The sequence below is a fragment of the Rhodopirellula bahusiensis genome (assembly GCF_002727185.1).
Taxonomy (GTDB): Bacteria; Planctomycetota; Planctomycetia; order Pirellulales; family Pirellulaceae; genus Rhodopirellula; species Rhodopirellula bahusiensis.
Window position 1 is genome coordinate 25,338 of sequence record NZ_NIZW01000033.1, and the last position, 25,242, is coordinate 50,579.

Genomic DNA, 25,242 nt, shown 5'->3' on the forward strand with positions numbered 1-25,242 from the left:
ATTCGGCCCCGCGCCGAAGGAGAACAAAATGAATTGGATGATGAATGGACGCGGTCTGTCATTGGGTCTGCTGGTAACGGCAGCCATCGGACTGGCCGGATGCAACAAAGACGACGTTGTCACTGAACCGGGAACGGCTGACCCCGTCGCGGCCACGAATGTGGACCACAGTCACGGCGGTTGGTGGTGTGTGGAGCACGGCGTGCCCGAGGAAGAATGTCCCCGATGCGACAAAACGCTGGTGTCCGAGTTCAAGGAAGCGGGCGATTGGTGCGACGAGCACGACCGCCCCGAGTCGCAGTGTTTCATTTGCAGCCCCAAACGCGCCGAAAAGTTTGTCGCACGTTACGAAGCGAAGACCGGTCACCAACCGCCCGAACCGACCGAGTAATTTGCTCGAGCCAAGTGGCTGGGGGTGTGGTGGCTTCGACCAGCCCGTTGAAAACGCTCGCTCCCAGTCACTCTTTCGTCCCAACTCCCAACTCAAAAGGAGATCGCCATGTGACACTCAGCCCCCATCCGAAAGGACTGACCATTTTGAAAACCACAATCTGTTACCTGGAAGGAATCTGAAAATGTACCGCACCTCCCTCTGCCTTGCCCTGACGTTCGCCTTTGCCGTTTGCATGACCGCCCAAAGCCGAGTGGCCAATGCCGCTGGTGCTTCGACGACCAAAACCACCATCACCTTGAAGGTTCTCACCTGCGAGAACTGCGCCAAGAAGGTGGCGGCCAAGTTGAACGAAGTTCCCGGCGTCGAAAGCGTCAAGACGGACGTCGAGTCCAAGACCGCGATCGTCGTCCCCAAGGGCAGCGCGACCCTGTCGCCCCTCCAATTGTGGGAAGCGATCGAGAAAGCTGGTAAGGAACCCGTGAAGCTCGTCGGACCGAGCGGAACGTTCACGTCCAAACCGAAGCAATAGTCTTCAGTTTGAATAAATCGCGTGGCCGCTGGTGCTGGATTTGCCCCCAGCTCCAGCGGCTTTTTTCCAGATTGCTCACGCAGTCGAACCCAACCACTGTCACCCTTGCCGAAGAATTCGGATGAACTAAATCAGACGCTCCCGGCGTCCATGACCACACGATACGACCATGCCCAGCACGAAAAACAAAATGAAATCACGCCGCGTCATGATCGCGATCGGATACTTGCTTTCTGCGGTCGCCGGTGGTGGAATTGTTTTTTACTTTTTGTCGCACCAACAGTTATCGAACACAATCGATGACCGGGCGACCGAGGTCTCGGAGGAATCCGTTGCGGGCGATGAGAACGTCGTCAATCTTCCCAAGGCGATGTGGGAATCCGCGAGACTGAAAGTCGGGCCGGTTCAAGAGAAAGCGATGGCCGTCAGTACCTGGGCCACCGGAAAGGTTGTTTTAAACGAGGACCGGGTCGCTCATATCTATTCCATTACCGAAGGAGTCGCCTATCAGGTGCCAGTGCATCTCGGACAGCGAGTAGAGAAAGATCAAATTCTGGCCGTCATCGACAGTCGCGAAGTCGGCACGGCCAAATTGGAGTTGTATCAGGCCCGCTTGCAGGAAGAGTTTGCCAAGCAGGCAAACGACTTCGCGCAAGAAGTCAAAAAGAATGCCAACGAATTGCTTGACGCGCTTGATGCGAACAAGTCTGTCGAAGAGATCAACGAGGTGCTTGGTGATAAGCCGATCGGTAAGTATCGCGAGCAGTTGTTGACCGCCTACGCTGAATTGATCCGCGCTCGTGCCGATTATGAGCGACTCAAACCGGTGGCTGCAACCGGAGCGGTGGCCGGGAAACAGTTGATCGAAGTGGAGGCGAAGTTTCGAGCTGCCGAGGCGGGTTACAAGGCCGTGGTCGAGCAATTGCGGTTCTCGATCCCTCAGGATGCCCTGCAAACCGAACAAGCGTTGCGGCAAGCCCGCCAAGCCGTCGACGTCGCGATGGCGAAGCTCAGCATCTTGGGCTATTTCGAGGAACAGTTGCGAGACCTCAAGCCGCTCGATCCCGAAGAATGCATCTCTCATTTCGTCGTAAGAGCGCCGTTTGCGGGAACCATCATTTCCAAGAACGTCGTGCTTGCCGAGCGCGTGGGGACCGACACCGAGATGTTCCGCCTGGCTGATTTGTCCTCCGTCTGGGTGCAAGCTGATATCTATCAAAAAGACCTTCCGAATATCGAGCTGCTGGGCGACACGATTCAATTTCGGGCAGTCAGTGGCAGCGCGGCAGCGGACCACACTCATGAAGCCAAGATCTTTTATCGGGGTGACGTTGTGGACGCCGACACGCGAACGCTGCTGCTGCGGGCGGTCACCGCCAATCCCGACAATCATCTAAAAGCAGGCATGTTTGTGGAAATCAACCTACCGGGTGAAGCCTCCACCGAAGTGCTCGCGGTTCCCGCCACCGCGGTTCAGGAGGTGAAAGGCGAGCAAACGGTGTTTGTCAAAGTGGGCGAGACCGAATTTCGCAAGGTGCCTGTCGTGGTTGGTCCCATCGCCGATGGCATGATCGCGATCGAAGAGGGATTGAACGCGGATGATAACGTCGTCACCTCCGGCGCATTCGTTCTGAAGTCCGAGTTGATGAAGGACGAGATTGGAGATGATGACTGAACGATGATTAACCGCATCATTGATTTCTCTCTCCATAATCGCTTCGTCGTTTTGCTGATGGTGGTGTTATTGATCGCCGTCGGCGGGTGGTCGATGACGACGCTGCCGGTCGATGCGGTTCCCGACTTGACCAACGTGCAAGTTCAGGTGCTGACGACTTCACCATCACTCGCTCCCGTCGAGATGGAGCAGTTCGTGACGTTTCCCGTTGAAACGTCGATGAGCGGTATCCCGCGGGTCAAGGAGATCCGGAGTGTCACTCGGTTCGGGCTGTCAAACGTGACGATCGTGTTCGAGGAAGGGACCGATATTTACTGGGCGCGCCAGATGGTGGGCGAACGGTTGATCGAGGCGCGGCAGGAAATTCCCGAGGGGTTGGGCGAGCCGAGGATGGGGCCGATTGCCACCGGGATGGGTGAAATCTATCAGTTCGAGGTACGGGCCAAGCCGGGGTATGACTACAGCCTTCAGGATTTGCGCACGATCCTGGACTGGCAAGTGGCGTTTCAATTACGCAGCGTTCCCGGTGTGATCGAGGTCAATACTTTTGGTGGTGAACTGAAGACGTATGAGGTCCAAATTAACCCGGAATCCCTGCTTAACTACAACATCCCGTTGAGTCGTGTCTTCGACGCGCTGCGACTCAACAACGCCAACGCCGGCGGCGGGTATATCCTGCATAACGACGAACAACAGTTGATTCGTGGCGAGGGGCTTGTTGGTTCATTGGATGACATTGGCGATATCGTGCTGGACACGCGTGCCGACGGGACACCGGTTCGTGTCAGTGACATTGGCGATGTCCATTTCGCGCCGCTGCTGCGTCAAGGCTATATCACCCGTGACGGTCGGGGGGAGGCGGTCGCGGGCATTGTGATGATGTTGATCGGCGAGAACTCTCGCGTCGTTGTGGATCGGGTCAAGCAAAAGGTGGCCGAGATTGGTAAAGGCCTGCCCGAGGGCGTCCATATCGATCCGTTCTACGATCGCACCGACTTGGTACGCCGGGCAATCGAGACCGTCACCGAGAATATCAGCGGTGGCGCGATTCTGGTCATCATCATGCTGTTTTTGTTGGTGGGAGATTGGCGTGCCGGGCTGATCGTGGCCTCGGCGATTCCGCTCTCGGCACTGTTCACATTCATCGCAATGAAAGCCTTCGGCGTCTCGGCAAACCTGATGAGCCTGGGTGCCCTCGATTTTGGCATCATCGTTGACGGGGCGGTCGTCATGACGGAAAACGCGATCCGCCAAGTTCGCGAGGCGAAGCGTCGCAACCCAGAGCTCCAAAAAGCGGGATTGGATGTGTTCCGTGAAGCGGGACACGAAGTGGGTCGGCCGATCCTGTTTGCCGGTGCGATCGTGATCATTGTCTTCCTGCCGATCCTGAGTCTGCAAGGTATCGAGGGGAAAATGTTCCGTCCCATGGCCTTCAGCTTTATGTCCGCCTTGATCGGTGCCCTCATCCTGGCACTGACCGTCATCCCCATGCTGGCGTCACTATTCCTGGCCCGGAAGTTCAACGAAAAGGACGCGTTCTTGGTCCGATGGTGCAAACGCGGCTACGCACCAGTATTGCGGCTTGCAATCGCCCGGCCGTTGCCCACCTTCCTGATCGCCGCGGTTGCTTTTGGGATGGGCGTGGTCATCGCCAGCCGATTTGGTGCCGAGTTTGTACCGAAGCTCGACGAGGGTGATATTGCGGTGCAAGCCGTACGATTACCAAGCGTGTCGTTGGAGAAATCCGTGGAGATTACCACGGACATCGAAACCCTGTTGCTCGATGAGTTTCCCGATGAAGTGGAGTCGGTGATCTCCAAGACCGGACGTCCGGAAATTGCGACCGACCCGATGGGTGTGGAGATGAGCGATATCTTTGTCATCCTGAAACCCAAGGACCAGTGGCGATTCGCAAGCAAAGAGGAAATGATCGCCACGATGAAAGAGGCACTTGAGCGGAAAATCCCGGCGAACAATTTTAGCTTTACACAGCCGATCGAATTGCGAGTTCAGGAATTGATTGCCGGCGTGCGCAGCGACGTCGGGATCAGCCTGTACGGTGACGACCTGGAAACGCTCAAGACGCTCGGCAACAAGATCGCCGGAGTCGTCCAACAAGTACCCGGGGCCGGAGACGTCCAGCCGGAGCAGACGGGCGGCTTGCCCTACATTCAAATGCAGATCAACCGCGACCAGATCGCCCGGTACGGTATCAATGCCCGCGATGTTCTCGATGCGATCTCGATTATCGGCGGCAAGCAGGTCGGGACCGTGTTTGAAGGCCAACGTCGCTTCCCGTTGCAAGTACGTTTGGGGCCGAAATGGCGTGAAGATGTGGAAATGCTCAAGCGGATCAAGGTCGCTGACGCGGAGGGCCGACAGATTCCGTTGGAACAACTTGTCAGGCTTACCGTCGCGCCGGGAGTCGCTCAGATCAGTCGCGACCAAATTCGCCGCCGTTTTTTGATTCAAGTCAATGTTCGCGGTCGAGATTTGGCTAGCTTCGTCGCCGACGCACAGGAAGCGGTTGACCAGCGAGTCGAATTGCCACCCGGTTACCGCATCGCCTGGGGGGGAAGTTTCAAGAACCTGCAAGAGGCAACCGCTCGGCTGACCATCGCCGTCCCGCTGGCGTTGTTCCTGATTGTATCGTTGCTTTACATGACGTTTAACTCCAGCAAGCTTGCGTTGCTAATCTTTCTGAACGTTCCCATTGCAACGACCGGTGGCATCTTCGCACTGTGGATTCGTGGGATGCCGTTTTCAATTTCCGCTGGCGTCGGGTTTATCGCCCTGTTCGGGATCGCGGTGATGAACGGCGTCGTGTTGATCGAACATGTGCGTCATCTACGGCAGCGCGGGCAATCCGTTGGCGATGCCGTGTATCACGGAGCAATGGACCGATTGCGTCCCGTTCTGATGACCGCCACCACCGATGCCTTGGGGTTCATCCCGATGGCAATCTCGACCAGCAGCGGCGCGGAAGTGCAACGTCCCCTGGCAACTGTGGTGATTGGCGGTGTGATCACCTCCAGTCTATTGACGTTGGTCGTTCTGCCCGCGATCTACCGTTGGTTTGAACCCAAAAGCGAAGACGCCGTCCAGGTATAAAAATATGAAGAACAAAAATGAAAGAATCGCAATCATTCCAAGGCATCTGAATTGAACCCAATTCGTATTTTATTCTCCTCTCGCATCGTACTCGTCATGGTGCTCATCAGTCATTGCCTCTTGGCGACGCTGAGTGTGAATGCGTGTGCGGCGTGTGGCGACATCTGTTTCCAATCGGCGTCGATGTGCTCTGGTTCATGCTGCGACACGGATGTGACCGACTCGAACGGCTCGGAACATTGTCCGTGCCAATGGTGCCAGGAGTCCGCTTGTTTCTGGTGGGCTTGGCCGAATTACAAGCGAAGCCAGGTCGATCCAAGCTCACCACCATTGCTCACAACGCCAATCGATGCCCATCTCGACTCGGATCTATTTCAGACGCGGTCGTCGAGGATCGGGTGGCTGCAACGTCAACGATATGAATCTCCTAAGGACCTCTGCTCTCGACTGTCACGATACCTGGTCTGATGGCTTTCCTGAATCAGAAAACGCATCCATCATCATTTACCATTCAGGAAAGCAGTTCAATGAAAACAATACCTCAACGTAGTTACCATTCTCCGTCTTTGGCTTGCCCGGACAACGATAACCAAGTAGATGACCGAGAGTGCTTGCTACTCTGTGTCCACGACGAAACACGCCGTGCCCAGTATTCAGGTCAACTCATCGCGGCTGGCTATTTGGTCACTCAGTCCGGCGACGGTGTGACGTGCCTTGAGCATTTGCGAACCAACAAGTTCGCGGTGCTTGTGATCGAAATCAATTTGCCGTGGGGACAGGGTGACGGCGTGATTGACGTGATGTTCAAGGACGATGCCATCGAGACGATCCCAACGGTTCTACTCGATTTCCTACAGGTCTCTTTTTCCGACGATGGTCAAGTCGGGCTTTCCAATCCGCTCAGTAGCGAGGAACTCGTTAGGGTCGTTCATCAACGATTGGCGGGGGTTCAAGGATGAAGACAACATCAAACCGACCGAAGTGGTCTTTCTCAACCGCGACACTCTTACTTGCCGCCGTCAATGTTCCACTGGTTCTGCTCGTGGCAGTACTTGCTGTCCTGGATCATCGAATGGAGATGAATCGCGCTACCAGCGAACGAAGTGAAGCACTCAGCGAGCAGGCATCCCTGATCGGCAGCGCGCTGCTAGCGTTGGATCAGCCGCCGAACTCGCAAACGATTCAGCAGTTGCTTGCCGGCAGCCATTTAGATTCGTCGCAACAGAAAGCTTCGCCGCGATGGATCCACATTGGCTGGGAGGATCAAAACCTGCAGTACTATTCCGATTCAAACACGAATCTGTTGCCGGAATCGGAATCCAAACGCGTGAAAAAGGATTGGGCGAATTCGGATCAAGTTGGGGTCGTCGGTCATTTCGCGACCGGGCCGGTTCGCGTCGAGATTTCTGAACGGGCAGCCGATGTCCGTCGTGCGATTCGCATGGAGATCATCACTCACGTGCTGAGTCTACTTGGCCTTGCCGCGATCGCAACCGTCCTTGTGAACCTCGCGATGGTTCGACTGATTATTAAGCCAACGCGTTCACTGGTCAGTGCCGTGCAGCGGATCAGCGAAAATCGTTTGGCCGTTCCACAAATCCAATGCGTCAGCCGAGAGTTAAACACTCTTAGCGAATCCATTGCCGACATGAGCGAATCCCTAGCGATCACCGAACAGAGGCGAGCCTTAGACATGCGTCGTGCCGAGAAGATTCAGCGACACCTTTTGCCGCAGTCGCCGACCGTTCCCGGGCTGACAATTTCGACACACTATCAGCCCGCAGAGGACGTTGCTGGAGATATTTACGGAATCGTCGCAATGCCGGACGATGCCTGGCTGATTTACATCACCGATCTTGTTGGCCACGGCATTCCGGCTGCGATGAATGCCTCCATTTTGAAAATGCTATTTGACACGGCGTCGATGCGTGGTGGAAGTCCGGGCGAAGTGCTGGAACGTGTCAATGTGATGTTACCTGGCTATCTGATGGACAGTGAATTCGCCACCGCTGCCGTCCTTCGTTGGGACCCTGCGACGGGGCATCTGCAATTCGCCAGCGCGGGCCATGAACCGGTCACGTTGCTTTCAAAGGTTGGCCCCAAGTCGCTCGAGTCGACCGGTCTGCCCTTGGGGATTGACACTGACTCACGATGGGAGACCACAGAACATTGGCTGCAGAAAGGGGACCGGCTGTTGATGGTCACTGATGGCGTCGCCGAGTCGCACAACGTGAATGAGCAACAGTTCGGACGTGGCAGGATCGCGGAGATATTCGCAGGGAGCGTGAATGAACCGCTGGACGATTCCCTAAACCGTCTGGTCGGCGACCTTGGACAGCATGCAGGTGACCTATCGCCGGATGACGATGTAACGATCCTGGCTTTGGAGTGTGATTCGGTCGGGAGACAAAGATTAGAGGTTTTTCATCCGGATCACCTACGGATTATGCGTGAGGCGGTCGCGTGAGATGCCAATTAGCGGAGAGAGTCGTGAACCAAATACGAATTAGAAACATGCGAACAATCTGCCTATTAACGTTTGGCGTCTTGTCGGCTGCGATGTTCGGGTGCGACCGCAGCGAGTCGCCAGCTACGGACGAGAAAGTTCGACTGAGCGGAGTCACTCCCGTCGAGTTGACCGACGCCAACTTTCAGCGCGAGGTCATCGAGAGCGAGTTTCCGGTGCTGGTCGACATGTGGGCACCGTGGTGTCAACCTTGCATCGCCATGAAGCCGACGATTCGTGAACTTGCATCGGAGTTGTCCGGCGAAGTCAAAGTCGCAGAACTCAATATCGAGCAAAACCCGTTCATCAAGGAAAAGTACCACATCGACAAATACCCAATGCTGCTGATTTTTGTGGATGGGAAAGAAGTAGAGCGTCTGGTCGGGTTGAAATCGAAAGAATACTTGAACGATGCGATCGGAGTCTACATCCGTGATCAAACGAGAGCCGAGCAATGAGCGACGTTGAGAAGAGTCAAGACGATCCGGATAACGAAAATGAGCGTCGGACGCTCATTTGGGTGCTGCTCATTAATTTCTCTCAGGCATTACTGGCGGGGATCGTCGGCTTCCTCGCTCAATCAACAGGATTGTTAGGCGCGGGGCTGGATAACCTCGGCGACTCGTTTGTCTATTTCGCAAGTCTGTACGCGGTAGGTCGTTCAGCCACCGCAAAATCACGCGTCGCCAAGTTATCGGGCGTTTTACTGGTTGCCATGGCCGTCGGCTTGGTGGTGGACGTGGTACGCCGCTTCCTTTCCGGCTCCGAACCCGTCGGCTGGGCAATGATTGTCGTGGCAATCATCAACGCTGCGACCAATTTGGTGTGCCTGCGACTGCTTCGATCTCATCGAGATGAGGGTGTTCATCTCAATGCCTCATGGATTTTTACAACCAACGATATGATCGCCAACCTTGGCATTGTGCTATCCGGTATTGCCGTCATTTTCTTTCGGTCACAAGTTCCCGATTTGGTGATCGGAGTGCTCGTCGCTGGAATCGTGGTCAAAGGTGGTTTTGAGATTTTGTCAAGTGCAAAAGAGGCCAAGCAAAGCGGCTCGGCGGAATTGGCAGCGACGGAAAAGTGATTCCTGCCGCAAATAATTGAACGAACGAACACAAGTGAAACTTATTGAAACTTCGAGGACGAAACATGACCCGAATGCCCAGCAATACTTCCTTCGACGACACGCTTGCTCTCGCCCGCGATCCCTATCGTTTTATCTCCAAGCAATGTGAGCGACACGGCTCGGATGCGTTCGAAACCCGGCTGTTGCTTCAAAAGGTCATCTGCATTCGAGGCGAGGAAGCCGCCAGGGTTTTCTACGATACTTCGCGATTCTCCCGCGTCGGTGTGGCGCCATCACGGATTGCCAAGACCTTGTTTGGCCGCGGTGGGGTGCAGGGCATGGACGGGAACGCCCACCGCCATCGCAAGATGATGTTCATGTCGTTGCTGACCGAAGACAAGATCGGCGGACTGACGCAGCTTGCTCGCGACATCTGGAACCGTCGAATTCTGCAATGGTCACGCATGGATCAGGTCGTGCTTTACCGACAGGCTCAGGAAGTTCTCACCGAAGCGGTTTGTCAGTGGGCAGGCGTGCCGCTCGATCCCGCCGATGTGGATCGCAGGACCAGCGAGCTGGCGGCGCTTTTTGACTATGCAGGCAGTATTGGTCCAAACCATTGGTGGGCAAGGATCGCACGCAAACGCAACGAGGCTTGGCTGCGTGGAATCATCGAACAAATTCGTGCTGGAACCTATCAACCCCTCGAAGACACCGCCGCATTCATCGTCGCCAACCATCGCGATCTCGATGGAAACTTGCTCGACGCTCAAATCGCTGCGGTCGAGCTAAACAACATTTTGCGTCCAACGGTCGCCGTGTCGGCTTACATCGTTCAGTGTGCGCACGCCTTGAACGAGCATCCTGTGATTCGCGAACAACTTCGCGATGGCTCCACGGATGATTTGCATTGCTTTGTGCAGGAGGTCCGGCGTTACTATCCATTCTTTCCGTTTGCCGGAGCAAAGGTGAAAGAATCATTCGAGTGGCACGGTTACCACTTTCCGAGCGGTCGGAATGTGCTGCTGGACCTATACGGCACCAACCATGATCCACGTCCTTGGAACCAGCCAGAATCGTTCAGACCATCCCGTTTTCGCGAATGGGACGGGAATCCATTCACCTTGATACCTCAAGGCGGCGGCGATCACTACCAGAACCACCGCTGCCCCGGCGAATGGATCGCGATCGAGCAAATGAAAGCGGCCACCGACGTGCTCGTCAACCGATGCAGCTACGAGATCCCGGAACAGGATTTGCAAATTGCGATTGATCGACTTCCCGCCATTCCCGCTGACCACTTTGCCATGACGAACATTCAACTGCTAAGAGAAGTGCGATGAGCGAGGAACGAGCAAAATTGATACGCCGGGGTCGCAATGTCGAAATTGCCAGCCTGATCTACAACATCACCGAAGTGACCATTTCGCTAACGGCCGGATTCATGACGGGCAGTTCGGCGCTGATCAGTTGGGGCGTCGATAGCATCGTCGAAGCGAACTCCGCCGCGTTCATGATCTGGCAATTGAACGGCGAAGCCAAAGGTATCAACGAGCGAGACAAGCGGAAGAGAAAGAAGATCGCGTTAGGGGTTCTCTCGGGTGCCTTTACGATTGCTGTCTTATTCATCTGTTACGAGGCGATCAGCAAGTTCATCAGCCAAGAAACTGCGTCGATGTCGTGGTGGGGCATTGGCATCTTGCTGGTGTCGTTGGTCGTCAACCCGATGCTGGCATGGGGCAAGTATCGCTACGGCAAGAAGACCGATTCGGCGACTCTGAAATACGACGCCATTGACACGATGATCTGCGAGTACCAAACCATTGTCGTGCTGATCGGCGTCGGTCTGGTGCAGTGGCAAGGTTGGTGGTGGGCCGATCCGGTGGCTGCACTGTTGATCGTTCCCTATGTGGCTTGGGAAGCCTACGAGTCTGGACGCGACGCATGGCAAGTTCAAATCGACGAGGAAGACAACGATGAGTGATACAAACAACATGCAACTTAAAATTCACGGCATGGATTGTGCCGAAGAAGTATCGTTGATCAAACGCGAACTGGTGCCGCTGCTCGGTGGTGATGAGCGTTTGGGTTTCGACTTGCTTAATGGGCGACTGACCGTTGATCTTGATGGCGTCGATGTTACCGCCGGGGATGTGCTGGCCGCGATCGAGCGGACGGGGTTGAAGGCCGAGACATGGGAGAGCTCTCAACAGTCATCCGACAGACGATCGTTCTGGGCAAGCCATCAACGCGCGATCATGACCGCGATCAGCGGTGTTTTCGGCGGGATCGGGCTGGTGATTCATTTGCTCTCAGGCGGATTCGACGGGGCCGTCGCAACGCCCGCGATCGTTTGCTACCTGATCGGAATTTTGGCCGGACTGTATTTGGTGCTACCGAAAGCTTGGCGAGCACTGGTCACCTTGCGGCCTGACATGAATTTGCTGATGTCGGTCGCGGTGATCGGGGCGATCGCGATCGGCGAATGGTTTGAGGGAGCGGCGGTCGCATTCCTGTTTTCGCTGTCGTTGTTGCTGGAATCATGGAGCATCGGTCGGGCTAGACGGGCGATCGCTTCGCTCATGGACCTGACGCCGCCGGTCGCTCACCTGCGACACGAATCTGGAGAAGTCCGCGACGTTGTTCCTGCCGAGGTGCCGGTTGGTTCGACCCTGATCATTCGACCGGGCGAGAAAATACCGCTCGATGGGGAAGTCACCGTGGGCATTAGCGACGTCAATCAGGCACCGATCACCGGCGAAAGCGTGCCAGTCGAAAAGCAGGTCGGTAGTGAGGTGTTCGCTGGAACGATTAACGGCGACGGCTTGCTGGAAATGCGAAGCACCAAAGCCGCTGAAGACACGACGTTGGCCCGCATTATTCAAATGGTCGGCGACGCCGGATCGAAGCGTGCTCCGTCAGAAAAGTGGGTAGAGAAGTTTGCCGCGGTCTACACACCGGTGGTGATGGCGGTCGCGTTGTTGATGCTTTTAATTCCGACTTTGCTGCTCGGACAACCATGGTCGGTTTGGATCTATCGGTCGCTGGTGTTGCTGGTCATCGCCTGCCCATGTGCATTGGTCATTTCTACACCGGTGTCGGTCGTCGCATCGCTGGCCGCCGCTGCACGCAATGGCGTGTTGGTTAAAGGCGGCGTGTTCATCGAGCTACCTGGTAAGCTGGTCGCGATCGCGATGGATAAGACCGGGACGCTAACCAAGGGTGCCCCCGAAGTCATCGACGTCGTTCCGATGAACGACCACGACGAAGAAGAATTGCTAACGCGCGGCGGAGCCTTGGAACTCAATAGCAACCATCCGCTCGCACGAGCCATCGTTGATGAAACCAAGAAACGTGGCATGACGATGCCGCCAGCCGAATCGTTCGAAACGATTCAAGGCAAGGGGGCGACCGGAGTCATCGACGGAAAAACTTTCTGGCTCGGTTCGCATCGCTATCTGGAACAACGCGGACAGGAAACCCCGGAAGTTCGCCAACAACTTGAAGCGATGCAGGAGGCCGGGCGAACCGTCGTCGTGATCGGCAATGACCAGCACGTCTGCGGCTTTATCACGCTCGCCGATGCCATCCGTGACGAGACTCGAGAGGCAATCAAGACTTTGCACCAAGTCGGCATCAAACAGATCGTGATGTTGACCGGCGACAACGAAGGCACCGCCAAAGCGATCGGCAAGGAGTCCGGTATCGACGAAGTCCACGCGGAGTTGTTGCCTGAAGACAAAGTCGCGGCGGTCGAACAACTCGTTTCACGTTACGAGCATGTCGCGATGATCGGCGATGGCGTGAATGACGCACCCGCTCTAGCCCGGGCTTCATTGGGACTTGCGATGGGAGCGGCGGGAAGCGACGCCGCGATTGAAACAGCAGACATCGCCCTCATGTCCGACGACCTGTCGAAACTACCTTGGCTGATCGAGCACTCGCGACGAACGTTGTCCATCATTCGCCAGAACATTTGGTTTTCACTGGCAATCAAAGCATTGTTCGTCGTGCTGACCTTGGCGGGAGTGGCATCACTGTGGGCCGCCATCGCCGCCGACATGGGAGCGTCGCTGTTGGTGATCGCCAACGGTCTGAGGCTGCTCCGCGGGTAAGCCGGCACAATCGTTACGACCCGAATGCGAATTCTAACGGATGCTCGTACACACCGGATCGCAACTAACAAACCGGTCTTGCCCGTCCGATGGAATAGGTGGGCTGGTCTGTATTTACACGGAGAAACACGCGGTGATCGCGAACGATAGGACCAGTACGCACCGACGGTGAGCAAAACGCTTGTTGCTTTTGGCGGCTTTGGGTTTCACGACTGGCTGTCAGACCGTCGGGCAGCATTTCACTCAACCGACACCAAGGGACTACGTCCCAGCAACGAACCAAACGCAGGTTGTTCAGCAACCCGCTGCGGTTCGGACGGTCGCGTTCACCGATGAGGGTGACGCTGACGACTTGCGGGTTGAAGACCTTAACGAGTTGGACGAACTCGGCGTCGAGCTTGAAGATGTCGCTTCGGATGATGGTGGATCTGCCAACGATCCGGCATCCCTTCGCGACGTGATGAAGTTGAACGCGACGACCGAGACGCTTGCAAACCCGCCGGTCATTGTGGACCAGTATTCCTATGGTTTTGATCAACATGCTGGACTGACGCTCGAGTCGATCGAGTCGATGGCGTTGGGTTCGCATCCGGCCATCGCGGAAGTTCGTGCTCGTGTAGAATCGACTCGTGGGCAATATGTCCAAGCAGGTCTGCCGTTCAATCCGGTGCTGCAATATCAATCCGAGGAGGTTGGTAACGAAGGTGCCAGCGGTCTGCATTCGGTGCAGATGTCTCAGCAATTCGTCACAGCCAACAAGCTGGGGATTGCTCAACAGGTTCAGGCCCGTGAAATTCAAAAACAGCAGGCCGAATTGAGGATCGCGGAGCTTCGCGTTTTGACACGCGTTCGAGCTGCGTTTGCGGCGGCGGTCGTGGCTCAAGAACGAGCCGAGATTGCCGACCAGATTGTCGAACTTGCCGAAAAGTCGATCGAGTCGGTCAACGCTTTGCTGGAAGCCGAAGAGGTCTCCAAGATCGCCTTGTTGCAGGCTCGCGTCGAAGCCGAGCAAGCGCGGATCACGGCGGAGAATGCCGAAACGCAATTGCAAGCCAATCTGCGGACACTCGCTGCGGCGGCCGGGGTGCAAGCACTGCCAGCGGGGCCGCTCAGCGGCGATGTGGGTGACGACCTGATCGCCGCACCATGGGAAGCGCTGCTCGCCGAAATTTCAGCCAGTAGCCCCGAATTGGCACGAGCCGGATCAGAATTAGAGCGAGCCAAGTGGTCGCTGCAACTCGCCTGTGCCCAAGTTACCCCAAACGTCACAGCGACGCTCGGCGTTGGCATCGACGCATCCTCGGACGACACGTTTGCCGTCATTGGCGTTAGCGTTCCGCTTCCCATTCGCAATCGCAATCAGGGCAACATCCGCAGTGCCCGCGCCGACATCGCTGCCGCTTCAGCCGCGATGCAAAACGCACAGCTCAGCCTGGAAGCCCGGCTTGCCGAAGCCGTCGGTCGCTATCAAGTCGCGTTGGAAAGGTACGAGCGTTTGCAAGAATCCGTCGTGCCAACTTCGGAGGAAACCTACGAGCTGTCGCTGGAAGCGTTCAACGCGGGTGAAACCGATTTCCTACAACTGTTAACAGCACAGCGAACACTCTTCACGACTCAATTGAACGTCTTGGATGCCGCCGGACAAGCCAAGCAGGCTGCTGCGGAAATCGAAGGCCTGTTGGTGACTCTGAGCCTGTGATGGCCCGCGATACCGCCACCAGAAGATGCGTAATCTGACGAAAGTTTGACATTACTATTGGACTGGTATGGTCGTTTCCACCGTATCGACCGATAATACCGTTGTACCGTACCCGAAGGATGTTTTTGTGTCTGTCGTTTGTCGTCTCACTACCGTCGCCGCATTGCTGCTGCACCTGATTTTCGGGTGTTCGCTGCATCACGCTGCCGCGTGTGGACATCACGACCATGACGGATGCCAGCACACCTGTTCAGCGGCTGATTCACCAAGTGTCCACGACGATCACGTGTGTGGCCACGATCACGAGCATGATTGCTTGGGTGAAGAAGAGACGGTGGATTCGATCCACAATGCGATCGAGTTAGCGGCTCCGTGTTGTGCCTGCGAGTCGCAACCCTGTGATGGAAACCATCCGGGGTGCCATGGCGTCGTCGAATGCAGTTTTGTGCCTTCGAGCGATGTCGTCTTCATCATTGATGCTCCATTAGTCGCGTTTGTGACCTACGAGCACGATCCGATGATCGGCTTCATTAGTTCACTTTCGACTCGTCGATTGCAACAGCGATCGCCGCGGGTCGCGACGGACTCTCTCTCTCACTGTGCTTCTCTCTGCACGTGGATCATTTGAATTGAAGATTGTTGATTGAAGATTGACGATTTGGAAAGGCGTTTGCGCGTCGCCAGATTGTTGAATCCTTCAGTCCTCTTTTGAAATCTACATTCTTCAATCTCAAATCATCAATGTGTTTGCATGTCCACGCTAAGAGCATTGGCTAATGCGCCTGCGCGGCCCCGTTTTGACCATCCTGGCGATGGCAATCGCGATCGTCGTCGGCGCGTTCGCCTTTACCGACTATCCACAACAACTTGGCCTCGTTGCCACTGCGGTCGATGAGTCTGATCCGCACGCGGGTCACGATCACGGTCCAGGTGAACACGATGACCACGGCGGCGACGACCATGCCGGACATGATCACGATGGTCACGAAGCGGGTCAGTCGATCGAATTGAGCCAGCAGGCTCGTGCGAACTTGCGGTTGAAGACTGAGGCCGTCACCGTTGGTCCGTACACGAGCTACATCGAGGTCCCCGGCATGGTGACGCGCTGGCCCGGTGAAACGCATGTGTCGATCACGTCGCCACTGACGGGCGTCATTAACAAGATCAATATCTCTCGTGGCGAGATGATTAAGAGCGGCGAGCCGTTGTTCACGCTTCGGCTGACGCACCAAGACCTCGTCAATACGCAAGAAGACTTCCTCTCGCAGCTCGGGCAACTGAATGTCGAGGAGCGGGAGATTCAGCGGCTGACTTCGGCGTCCCGTTCGGGCGCGATCGCTGGGAAAACGCGAATAACCCGCGAGTACGAACGCGACAAATTGCAGGCGAAAATCCGTGCGGCGAAGCAGTCGATGTTGCTGCACGGTTTGAGTGAAGACCAAATCGCAAGCATCGAACGCACTCGCACGTTGGTCCGCGAAGTCGTCGTGACGGCCCCCTTGGTCGAAGAAGACAATTCACTGCATCACGAATCGCTGGGCGAAGCGAACAACCGAGTCTCGGGCAACCCGAGTGCAAGATTAGCGGCAATGCAACCACCGCCGATGTCGCTGCATTCGCACAATCACATTGACGCTGAGTTCTTGGTCACAGAACTGAGTGTTCGACGCGGCGAATCTGTTAGCGCCGGTCAGCAGATCGCGCAGCTGTCGAATTACAGCCGCTTGCTAATCGAAGGCCAAGCGTACCAGCGTGACGCAGGTCTGTTGCGAAAGGCCGCCGATTCGGGTGCCGAATTGCAAGCCACGATGACCGGTGCGGGCGACGAAGTCGAAACGATCACGGGATTGAACGTGGTCTACATCGGAAACGAAGTCGGTACTGAATCACGGTCGCTGCCGTTCTATGTCGGACTGACCAATGAGATCGAACGCAGCGAACAGCGTGGCGACAAACGCTACGTCAGTTGGCGATACAAGCCCGGCCAACGACTAACCGTTCGGCTCCCACAGTCGCAAGTCGTGGACGCGATTGTTGTTCCCAAGGACGCGGTTGCCGAAGAAGGCCCCGAGCGATTCTTGTTCGTCGAGAACGGAGATCACTTTGATCGTGTTCCGGTGGAAGTCATTGCGTCGGACAGCGTCAACGTCGCGATCAAGAACGACGGCCAAGTTTGGCCCGGTCAGACGATTGCCGTTAGCGGTGCTCATCAATTGCAGATGGCGATGAAGAACCAGGCGGGCGGAGCCATTGATCCCCACGCAGGGCACAACCACTGAGGAATTGGAGATTGTTGATTGCAGATCGGAGATTGAGTTAGGGCTTGGTTGTTGCTGATTTACGTGAGGCGACCATGATCGCGGTGACTTGGTTGGCTTCGTCGAGGAGTGGCTCAACTTTGGCGGCAGGGAGGAGTTCTCCTTCAATGATGAGTTCCAGCCAATAGCAGGTTTCGTCGGCTTCCTCGATAACGATTTGCAACTTGGAGACAAACTCAGCTTTGGAGCGACCACGACACGCGGCCCGATAGTTCGCACCAACCGACGTCGCACTCCGCACGATTTGTTTCGCAATGACCTGACCGCCAGTCGTTTGAGGTAACGCCGCAATCAGTTTCAGCACCCGCAAAGCAAGCATCTTCGTTCGCTTCTTCAATTCAACATCATTCATCGCTGTCTCCGTTTCCACGAAAAAACCTGCAATCTCCAATCATCAATCTACAATGCTTGACCGAATCATTCACTTCTCGCTGAACAATCGACTGATCGTGCTCGCGGTTGCCGCGATCATGCTGGGCGTTGGTGCGTGGCAATCCTTGCAATTGCCGATCGACGTGTTTCCAAACTTGAACCGGCCGCGTGTGGTGGTCATCACCGAAGCGCCGGGGATGGCACCAGAGGAAGTCGAGACGCTGATCACGTTTCCGTTGGAGACCACGTTCAATGGTGCCAGCGGAGTCGAAGCAGTTCGCAGCAGCAGCGGCATCGGTCTGTCGGTGATCTATGTCGAGTTCGAGTGGGACACGGACATCTACAACGACCGGCAAGTCGTGAACGAGCGTTTGCAACTTGCCGCTGAGCAATTGCCTGACGGCGTGAAACCGACACTCGCACCCATCTCGTCAATCATGGGACAGATTCTCATGTACGGCATGTGGAGCGAAGGCGGTGAGACCGAGCCGATGGAGGTTCGCACTCTCGCCGACTGGGTCGTTCGGCAGCGGTTGCTGACGATACCCGGTGTGTCGCAAGTCTTTTCGATGGGCGGCGGCCGGATGCAGTATCAAGTCCTGGTGAATCCCGACGCGCTGCGTGAATTCGGACTGACGATGGACGATGTCCACACGGCCGTCAGTGAGTCGAACCTGAATGCGACCGGCGGCTACCTGGATCAGCGTGGTGCGAACGAGTTGCTGGTTCGTGGACTCGGGCGAATCACCAGCCTCGCCGACCTGAAAGAGATTGCGATCACATTGCGGGACGGTCGCCCGATCACTTTGGGTGACGTCGCCAGAGTTGTTGAAGGCCCGCAAGTCATGCGTGGCGATTCGTCCGCGTATCTTCGTGGCGACGACGGAACAGTCGAAGGCGGCCCCGCAGTGGTTCTCACCATCAACAAGCAACCCGGCAGCGACACTCGCGCCGTCGATCAAGCGATTGCCGAAGCGCTCGAAGAATTGAAGGTGTCCTTGCCGGACGACATCCGAATCGCCAACGTCTATTCGCAGCGATCATTCATCGACCGAGCCATCGACAACGTCGTCGAAGCTCTTGCCGATGGCGGCGTGCTGGTCTTGGTGATCTTGTTTCTGTTCTTGCTGAACTTTCGCACGACGTTCATCACGCTCACCGCAATTCCTCTGTCGATCATCGCAACCGCGTGCGTTTTCGCCGCTTTCGGTCTGTCGATCAACACCATGACGCTCGGCGGGTTAGCGGTTGCCATCGGGGAACTGGTCGACGATGCGATCGTTGACGTGGAAAACATCTTCCGCCGCTTGAAAGAGAACCGCCACTGCGAATCCCCACGACCGACGCTTGCGGTGGTTTACGACGCCAGCATCGAGGTACGGAGCAGCGTGGTCTACGGAACGGCGATTGTCGTTCTGGTGTTCATCCCGCTGTTTGCTCTCGAAGGGATGGAAGGCAAGCTCTTTGTGCCGTTGGCGATGGGGTATGTCGTCTCCCTGATCGCGTCGCTGGGCGTCTCGCTGACCGTCACGCCGGTACTGGCATCGTTGTTGTTGGTCGGCCAGCGCGTCTGGCAAATCGTGGTACCGATTCTAGCTTTCGGCATCGCTGCCCTAACGATGTACTGGGTCGTCCCGCGAGCGATTCACATTCTGCACTTGCCGTTTGAACTGCCGGGTAATCCACTGTGGTGGTCGCTCGTCCTGACGCCAGTGGTTTGGGTTCTGATTCAAGTGATCGAAAGACTGCTGGGTGGTCCCGAAGCCGAAGAAGGCCGGTTGCTGGAGGGACTCAAAGGCATTGCCGGTTTGGCGATTAACTTCAGCACCAAGTTTGCCGGTCCCGTGTTGGGCGTTGCGGCCGTCATGGTGACGTTCGCGTTGTTCGCCGTTTCGCAACTCGAACGTGACTTCTTGCCGCCGTTCAACGAGGGAGCCGTTCAGGTCAACGCGTTGCTTGCACCGGGCACATCGCTGGCGACGAGCAACCAGATCGGGCAGAGCGTGCAAGAGGAGTTGATGAAGATCGAATCGGTCAAGTCGGTCGCGCGTCGAACAGGCCGAGCGGAGCTTGACGAACATGCCGAAGGCGTCAACGTCACCGAGTTGTTCTTGGAGATCGCTGACGACGCAGATCGCGAAGGCACGATCCAGCAGATTCGCGAAACGATGGAGGACATTCCGGGCGTGGTGTCGAGTACCGAGCAACCGCTGGCGCACCTGATCAGTCACATGATCTCGGGCGTCAAGGCGCAAATCGGCATCAAGCTCTTCGGCGACGATCTAGACGTGTTGCGGACCAAGGCTGAGGAGATGAAGAGACGCATCGCGGACGTGCCGGGCTTGGCCGACGTGATGATCGAACAGCAGACCAACATTCCACAGCTTCGCATCGAGCTGAATCGCAAGGCTCTAACGCAAAACGGGCTGCGGCCGGCCAACGTCATGGAACTGGTCGAGACCGCGATGAACGGGCAAGTCATTAGCCAAGTTCTGCTCGGCCAACGCACGTTTGATCTGATGCTACGAATGGATGAACCGTACCGCGAGGACGTCACAAAACTCAAGCGTCTTGCCGTCCCACTTCCCGATGGAGGCACGTTGCCGCTTGAGGCGGTGGCGAACATCTACGAGAGCGGCGGGCCGAACATGATCAAGCGCGAACAGGTACGGCGTCGAATCGTGTTGCAAGCCAACGTTTCCGAGCGAGGCATCGTGGACGTTGTCAGCGACATCAAAACGCGACTGACAGATTTGGAATTGGAGCCGGGTTACTTCATCGAATACGGCGGCCAATTTGAAAGCCAGCAATCGGCAACGCGTCGATTGATGATTCTTTCGGGCGTCGCGTTGCTAGGCATGTTCTTGGTGCTTTACACGTTGTTTGGCAACGTCAACTTCTCGATGCAGGTGTTGGTTGCGTTGCCGACTGCGTTCATCGGAGCGGTCGCGGCACTCGTCATCACGGATCAAAACCTGACGGTCGCAGCGATGGTCGGTTTCATCTCGTTGTGCGGCATTGCCAGTCGCAACGGAATCCTGCTGCTGAACCACTACATCCACTTGGTCGAACACGAAGGCGAATCGTGGACGGGTGAGATGGTGCGTCGCGCGGGCCAAGAACGGATGGCTCCAGTGCTGATGACGGCACTGACGTCCGGCATCGGTTTGCTGCCGCTCGCACTCGCCGCGGGCGAACCCGGCAAAGAGATTTTGTATCCCATCGCCACCGTGATCGTTGGCGGATTGTTGACCAGCACGTTGGCGGAGTTCTTCGTTCGACCGGCGTTGTTTTGGACGTTTTTGGATTGGAGATTGAAGAATGCAGATTGAAGATTTGCTGAGACCGACGTGGCCTCAATCTTCAATCGGAAATCTTCAATCTGACTTCACTTCTCGGAGGATTTGAAATGTTGAATTTACGAATGTTTGCAGTCGCGGCTTTGGTCGCATCGGTTTCGTTGGGTGGCATGTTGGCGAAGGCCGCTGAGCCGAACACGGCTGCCAAAGAACTGGTGTCGTATCGCTTGGAGAAGTGGAAGACCACACACAGCGAAGGCGAGAAGGCGGACAAGTTGGTCGGCACGTTGAAGAAACTTCGCTGCGAAGTCAAAGTCGGCTCGCACGGCGGACACATGGACGTCAACTACCGCTGTCCAAAGTGGCAGCAGATGGCGTTGAAAAGCCACGAAGAAGCTCACCAGTGGGAAACATGGTTAAAAAAGCTCGGCTTCGAGACCAAACACGCCCACTGAACAATGAAGATTTGAGATTGGCGATTGTAGATTTATCAGTCGCCGATCTCTCCTTCTTTTTCAATCTCCAATCTTCAATCGAAAATCTGAAATGAAATATCTATTCGCTCTGACCCTCGCTTGCTTCACTCTTCTCGGATGTTCCGAGAAGGATGTGCAGGTCTCCGAAGCTCCGGAAGCATCCGGCCCGGTCGAGATAGACGAAATGCCACCGATGATTGAGATGGATGGGCATCCCGAGCACGGACCCCACGGCGGCGAGTTGGTCGAACTAGGCAAAGAAGCGTTCCACATCGAAATGATGCACGGCACCGGAGCGGTCGCCATGTATGTCCTTGACGGTTCGGCAACGCAGCCGGTCGCGATCGAAGCCGAAAAGCTAACGGTCAGCCTAAAGCATGATGGCAAAGTGAAGTCGTTCGAGCTTCCCGCCGACCCGCAAGCCGAAGACGCATCGGGCAAGTCGTCACGATTCGCTTCGACCAATGCCGAAATGGACCAGTGGCTCGAAGCCGAGGCCGAAGGTGCGGTCATCGTGCAAATCGAAGGCAAATCCTACACAGGCAAGATTTCGCATGATCACGAACATGACCACTAAGAACGAGGAAGCCTCGATTGATAATTGACCCATCAAGCGGGAACACGCTTTGCTCCAGTCGTGTGCGGTGTGTCACCGTAGACGGCAAGGCTCCCGACCCATCATACGACTAGCCCTCGTTGGGTCGGGAGCCGCTTTTCGTGATAGACAAAAGACGACGGAACCATGATAGACAACAAGAGCCGCTTTCACGTCAATGCAATCCTGTCCGGCGTTCACGACCAAGACGATCGGTGCATGACCCGCTTCATCGACTTGGTATCGGCGAAGCGTGGCGTGGATAAGCTTCATGTCGTCGAAATCGAAGCCAAGTCGTCTGACGATACGGAACCAGCCAGCTTTCGAATCCACTTCGATCCTGATGCAATTTCGGTTTCCGAAGTTCGCCAGTTCGCTCATCAAGTCGGTGCGGAGCTTGACCAACGGTATGGGCATTGGCATCAGCGCATCGACCCGATGCATGCACGCCGAGCATCCGCCATCGAATCGCGTCTGGCTCGCATCGACGGAGTCATTGAATCGGTGGTTTCCCCGGACGGAGTCGTTCGAGTCGAATTCGATCGTCAAATAACCGACGCTAGGACGATCGAAAAGGCACTGGATGATTAGTCATCGTCTGATCTGCAAGAACGCTACGCGTTGTTGTTGTTCCTATTCAGCATCGGTCACGCCTTGGAAGGCTACGCGGTCGCACTAGAAGTCGGCCTCGACGAAGCCCGTAGCGACATGATGCCTGACGACAAGGTCAATGAAATATAGGAGCTACCAAGCGAAGGGGGCGTCGCCTTCGAATCCGCCGACGTTGCCCAGATGGTCGACAACCTCGACCACTTGCCACTGGCCATTGGACTGAGCCGCTCCACAAAATCAATCATCCGTCAAGACCTGTGGATGAGTCTTGGCATGGTCGCATTTCTGGTCCCCGCCACGATACTTGGCCTCAACATCGGCCCCGCCGTCGCTCTACACGAAGGCAACACTTTGGCTGTGGTCTTCAATGTATTGCGACTACTGGCCTACAAGCAAGAGACGTCATTCGCGAGTCAATCTTTCAATGCCAATGCGTTCGCCTCTAAGTCTGCGATGAGCTGTTTCATCTAGGCGATCTGTCTTTTTGTCGCGACGATCTCGTCGGCGAATTTGCGGAATCGGGGGTCAGTGTCACGATCCTGCTGTCGCTCACGATCGGCATCCTCGTGCTAATTCACTCACTGCAATTCAGGTTGACCGTCAGGATGTCGCTCGCGTACAGTGTGTTCTGGCATCGTCAAGTCGGGGCATCCCGCTTTTCGGTTCTAGCTCACGACTAGCCTGCTCCAAGTCGGATCGTCAGTTGTTGAACCATCTGGCCATCAAATTCCAATTGGCCAATCTCGACTTCGCCGTTGATTTGCTCTACTACCCGTGCGTGCGGGTCGGAGTGTTCGTCAACGGGATGGCGAAAGACCAAGGTTGCATCGTTGGTGGCAACCCTTGCAAGTTCGTCAATCGCTTCGTTGCGAAGCGGTGTGCGTTCGACGACAATCGCTTTGACCGACGAATCCGGCAGCGGAATATCCTCGGCTCGTCCGTCGATTCGATTCGGGATCGGCCGTCCCTTGTCAGGACCGAGCGTTTTTTCGGCACTCGGATTGAGGTTCATTGCCGTCGCGTATCGGCCTTCGCCGCCAACGTCCAGCAACGCAATCATGTCACCTCTACAGCGATCTCGCACAAACGAATCTCCAGTCGGCATTCTTCAATCTCCAATTACAAGTAGGGGCAATAAATATCGGCCGCTTGCCAAAACTTGTGCGGTAGCGGAATCAGGATCATCGCCAGGATGACAAACGTCGCATAACCAATCCATTGACGGCCGCTGCTAATCGGTGTGATGTCGTTCAATGGTGGCGTGCCGCGCCCGGCGATGAAGAAGATGAACAAGGCGAAGAACAACAGTCCGGGCCAGACGAAAATCGCAAGCAGAAAGAGCGACCACATCGCGACGCTACCAATTGTCTCGCCCACTCGCCGTCCGAACATCGCTCTTGCCATGTGGCCGCCGTCGAGCTGCCCGATTGGCATCAAATTGAGCGCCGTGATGAACAAGCCCAACCATCCCGCGAACGCCAGCGGGCTGAGTTGCACGAGATAGCCGTCCTGCAATTGTTCGCCCAACGCGATCTTCGACAGCAGTGCGAACAGGATCGACGATCCGGCCGACGTTCCGTGGCCGAGCATTCCGCCGGCGACTTCGGTTTCCGGGGGAAGAACTTCCGAGCTTTGCAAACCGACCAGAAGTGCCGGTATCGCAACGACCAAACCGGCCAAAGGACCAGCCACGGCGACATCGAACAATGCTCGACGGTTTCGCGTTGGCGACTTCATCTGAATGAACGCCCCGAACGTCCCCAATGCAAACGGAATCGGGATGAAGAACGGCGGAGTGACATTCAGCCCGTGATGTTTCGCGGTGAAGTAATGACCGAGTTCGTGTACGCCGAGGATTAGTAGTAAACCGATGGAGTACGGCAAACCGACGGCGAAAGCCCCCGGTTGCTCCCATAGATTCACGCCCTGATGCAACGCTCCCGCGTAGGTCGTCGTCAAAAACGTCAACGCGAACAGCAACCAATGCAGCCAAAGCCGCGTCGGACGCTCCAACGTCGTTTCTTCGGTTGGTCGATTCATCAATACGATTGCCGTACCGAGTTCGTCGTCCTGCTGGATCAACGGAACCGCGTTCTCGCCCAGTTCGCTTTCGAGTCTCTTTAACGCTTCGTCGGCTGGCATGTTCAACCGGCCGCGAAACAATCCGACGCCCTGCTGCCGCGTCGCAACTCGGACATCCATCACCGACGCGATCGCCGGTGGCTGCTCGCCGTCGGGAATCATCCGCACACCGTCATCGGCGATCGATTCCTCGTCGGTTCGTCCGGCTGCCCGGCCCGCAACCGCCATGCTCGCGATCATGTAAAAGCACAGCAACAGAATAATCCACATCCAAAGTATACTGTGCATCCCGCCTCCGCTGGCCGTCAGCAGAAACACCAGCGGGATTGCGAGGCAAAGAATCCATAGGATGGATAGCCAGGGTGAATGGTTGGTCCGTGTGGTCATGGT

Annotated in this window: 22 protein-coding genes; 19 read left to right on the top strand and 3 right to left on the bottom strand. The window is 56.1% G+C overall.

From position 1 onward, the window contains the following. The first annotated feature begins 28 nt into the window (after nucleotides 1-28). From CEE69_RS27885 to CEE69_RS27955, 14 genes are all read left to right on the top strand, one after another. Complete coding sequence (locus CEE69_RS27885; RefSeq protein ID WP_099263827.1) at nucleotides 29-391, top strand: RND transporter; 363 nt, start codon at nucleotides 29-31, stop codon at nucleotides 389-391. A 184-nt stretch (nucleotides 392-575) separates the two neighbouring features. Then, nucleotides 576-923, top strand: coding sequence for a heavy-metal-associated domain-containing protein (locus CEE69_RS27890; protein ID WP_233215717.1), 348 nt, complete (start codon nucleotides 576-578; stop codon nucleotides 921-923). Between the two features lie 190 nt (nucleotides 924-1,113). Then, entirely contained in the window at nucleotides 1,114-2,598 is a 1,485-nt protein-coding gene (locus tag CEE69_RS27895; RefSeq protein WP_233215718.1) for an efflux RND transporter periplasmic adaptor subunit, read from the top strand. A gap of 3 nt (nucleotides 2,599-2,601) precedes the next feature. Beyond that, the gene (locus CEE69_RS27900) at nucleotides 2,602-5,709 is read left to right on the top strand and encodes an efflux RND transporter permease subunit (RefSeq protein ID WP_099263829.1); all 3,108 of its coding nucleotides are present in this window, start codon (nucleotides 2,602-2,604) and stop codon (nucleotides 5,707-5,709) included. Nucleotides 5,710-6,236: 527 nt separating this feature from the next. Beyond that, a complete protein-coding gene (locus CEE69_RS33390; RefSeq protein ID WP_233215719.1) occupies nucleotides 6,237-6,668 on the top strand; it encodes a hypothetical protein in 432 nt (143 codons plus the stop codon). A 119-nt stretch (nucleotides 6,669-6,787) separates the two neighbouring features. Beyond that, nucleotides 6,788-8,176 carry a PP2C family protein-serine/threonine phosphatase gene (locus CEE69_RS27915; RefSeq protein WP_233215720.1) on the top strand — a complete coding sequence of 463 codons (1,389 nt, stop codon included), beginning with the start codon at nucleotides 6,788-6,790 and terminating at the stop codon, nucleotides 8,174-8,176. Between the two features lie 47 nt (nucleotides 8,177-8,223). Further along, nucleotides 8,224-8,673 (top strand): thioredoxin family protein, encoded by a 450-nt coding sequence (locus tag CEE69_RS27920; RefSeq protein ID WP_199169972.1) that lies wholly within the window; start codon nucleotides 8,224-8,226, stop codon nucleotides 8,671-8,673. Beyond that, complete coding sequence (locus tag CEE69_RS27925; protein WP_099263830.1) at nucleotides 8,670-9,302, top strand: cation transporter; 633 nt, start codon at nucleotides 8,670-8,672, stop codon at nucleotides 9,300-9,302. The genes CEE69_RS27920 and CEE69_RS27925 overlap by 4 nt, the downstream gene beginning before the upstream one ends. A 65-nt stretch (nucleotides 9,303-9,367) precedes the next feature. Beyond that, the gene (locus CEE69_RS27930) at nucleotides 9,368-10,627 is read left to right on the top strand and encodes a cytochrome P450 (RefSeq protein WP_099263831.1); all 1,260 of its coding nucleotides are present in this window, start codon (nucleotides 9,368-9,370) and stop codon (nucleotides 10,625-10,627) included. Continuing rightward, nucleotides 10,624-11,268: a cation diffusion facilitator family transporter gene (locus CEE69_RS27935; protein ID WP_174820141.1), complete on the top strand. Its 645-nt coding sequence runs from the start codon at nucleotides 10,624-10,626 to the stop codon at nucleotides 11,266-11,268. The genes CEE69_RS27930 and CEE69_RS27935 overlap by 4 nt, the downstream gene beginning before the upstream one ends. Further along, nucleotides 11,261-13,399, top strand: a complete 2,139-nt coding sequence (locus CEE69_RS27940; RefSeq protein ID WP_158231087.1) for a heavy metal translocating P-type ATPase — start codon at nucleotides 11,261-11,263, stop codon at nucleotides 13,397-13,399. The genes CEE69_RS27935 and CEE69_RS27940 overlap by 8 nt, the downstream gene beginning before the upstream one ends. 181 nt (nucleotides 13,400-13,580) lie before the next feature. Beyond that, entirely contained in the window at nucleotides 13,581-15,098 is a 1,518-nt protein-coding gene (locus tag CEE69_RS27945; RefSeq protein ID WP_233215721.1) for a TolC family protein, read from the top strand. A 127-nt stretch (nucleotides 15,099-15,225) separates the two neighbouring features. Then, a complete protein-coding gene (locus CEE69_RS33395) occupies nucleotides 15,226-15,726 on the top strand; it encodes a hypothetical protein (RefSeq protein WP_233215722.1) in 501 nt (166 codons plus the stop codon). Between the two features lie 148 nt (nucleotides 15,727-15,874). Next, on the top strand, nucleotides 15,875-17,377 hold the full coding sequence (locus CEE69_RS27955; protein WP_099263832.1) for an efflux RND transporter periplasmic adaptor subunit: 1,503 nt from the start codon (nucleotides 15,875-15,877) through the stop codon (nucleotides 17,375-17,377). A gap of 37 nt (nucleotides 17,378-17,414) precedes the next feature. Here CEE69_RS27955 and CEE69_RS27960 read toward each other — a convergent pair whose 3' ends face one another. Further along, nucleotides 17,415-17,768 (bottom strand): four helix bundle protein, encoded by a 354-nt coding sequence (locus CEE69_RS27960; RefSeq protein ID WP_099263854.1) that lies wholly within the window; start codon nucleotides 17,766-17,768, stop codon nucleotides 17,415-17,417. 52 nt (nucleotides 17,769-17,820) lie between these two features. Between CEE69_RS27960 and CEE69_RS27965 the strand changes: the two genes are divergently transcribed. From CEE69_RS27965 to CEE69_RS33405, 5 genes are all read left to right on the top strand, one after another. Continuing rightward, nucleotides 17,821-21,120, top strand: a complete 3,300-nt coding sequence (locus CEE69_RS27965; RefSeq protein ID WP_099263833.1) for an efflux RND transporter permease subunit — start codon at nucleotides 17,821-17,823, stop codon at nucleotides 21,118-21,120. 77 nt (nucleotides 21,121-21,197) lie between these two features. Beyond that, complete coding sequence (locus tag CEE69_RS27970) at nucleotides 21,198-21,542, top strand: hypothetical protein (protein ID WP_233215723.1); 345 nt, start codon at nucleotides 21,198-21,200, stop codon at nucleotides 21,540-21,542. Between the two features lie 91 nt (nucleotides 21,543-21,633). Beyond that, complete coding sequence (locus tag CEE69_RS27975; protein ID WP_099263834.1) at nucleotides 21,634-22,140, top strand: hypothetical protein; 507 nt, start codon at nucleotides 21,634-21,636, stop codon at nucleotides 22,138-22,140. Nucleotides 22,141-22,305: 165 nt separating this feature from the next. Further along, nucleotides 22,306-22,749, top strand: a complete 444-nt coding sequence (locus tag CEE69_RS33400) for a hypothetical protein (protein WP_233215724.1) — start codon at nucleotides 22,306-22,308, stop codon at nucleotides 22,747-22,749. A 201-nt stretch (nucleotides 22,750-22,950) separates the two neighbouring features. Beyond that, nucleotides 22,951-23,241, top strand: a complete 291-nt coding sequence (locus tag CEE69_RS33405) for a hypothetical protein (RefSeq protein ID WP_233215725.1) — start codon at nucleotides 22,951-22,953, stop codon at nucleotides 23,239-23,241. 205 nt (nucleotides 23,242-23,446) lie between these two features. Here the strand turns inward: CEE69_RS33405 and CEE69_RS27985 are convergent, their stop codons facing one another. Together CEE69_RS27985 and CEE69_RS27990 are read right to left on the bottom strand one after the other, a co-directional pair. Further along, a complete protein-coding gene (locus tag CEE69_RS27985) occupies nucleotides 23,447-23,875 on the bottom strand; it encodes a class I SAM-dependent methyltransferase (RefSeq protein WP_099263835.1) in 429 nt (142 codons plus the stop codon). A gap of 14 nt (nucleotides 23,876-23,889) precedes the next feature. Beyond that, the gene (locus tag CEE69_RS27990) at nucleotides 23,890-25,239 is read right to left on the bottom strand and encodes a site-2 protease family protein (protein WP_099263836.1); all 1,350 of its coding nucleotides are present in this window, start codon (nucleotides 25,237-25,239) and stop codon (nucleotides 23,890-23,892) included. Nucleotides 25,240-25,242 lie beyond the last annotated feature (3 nt).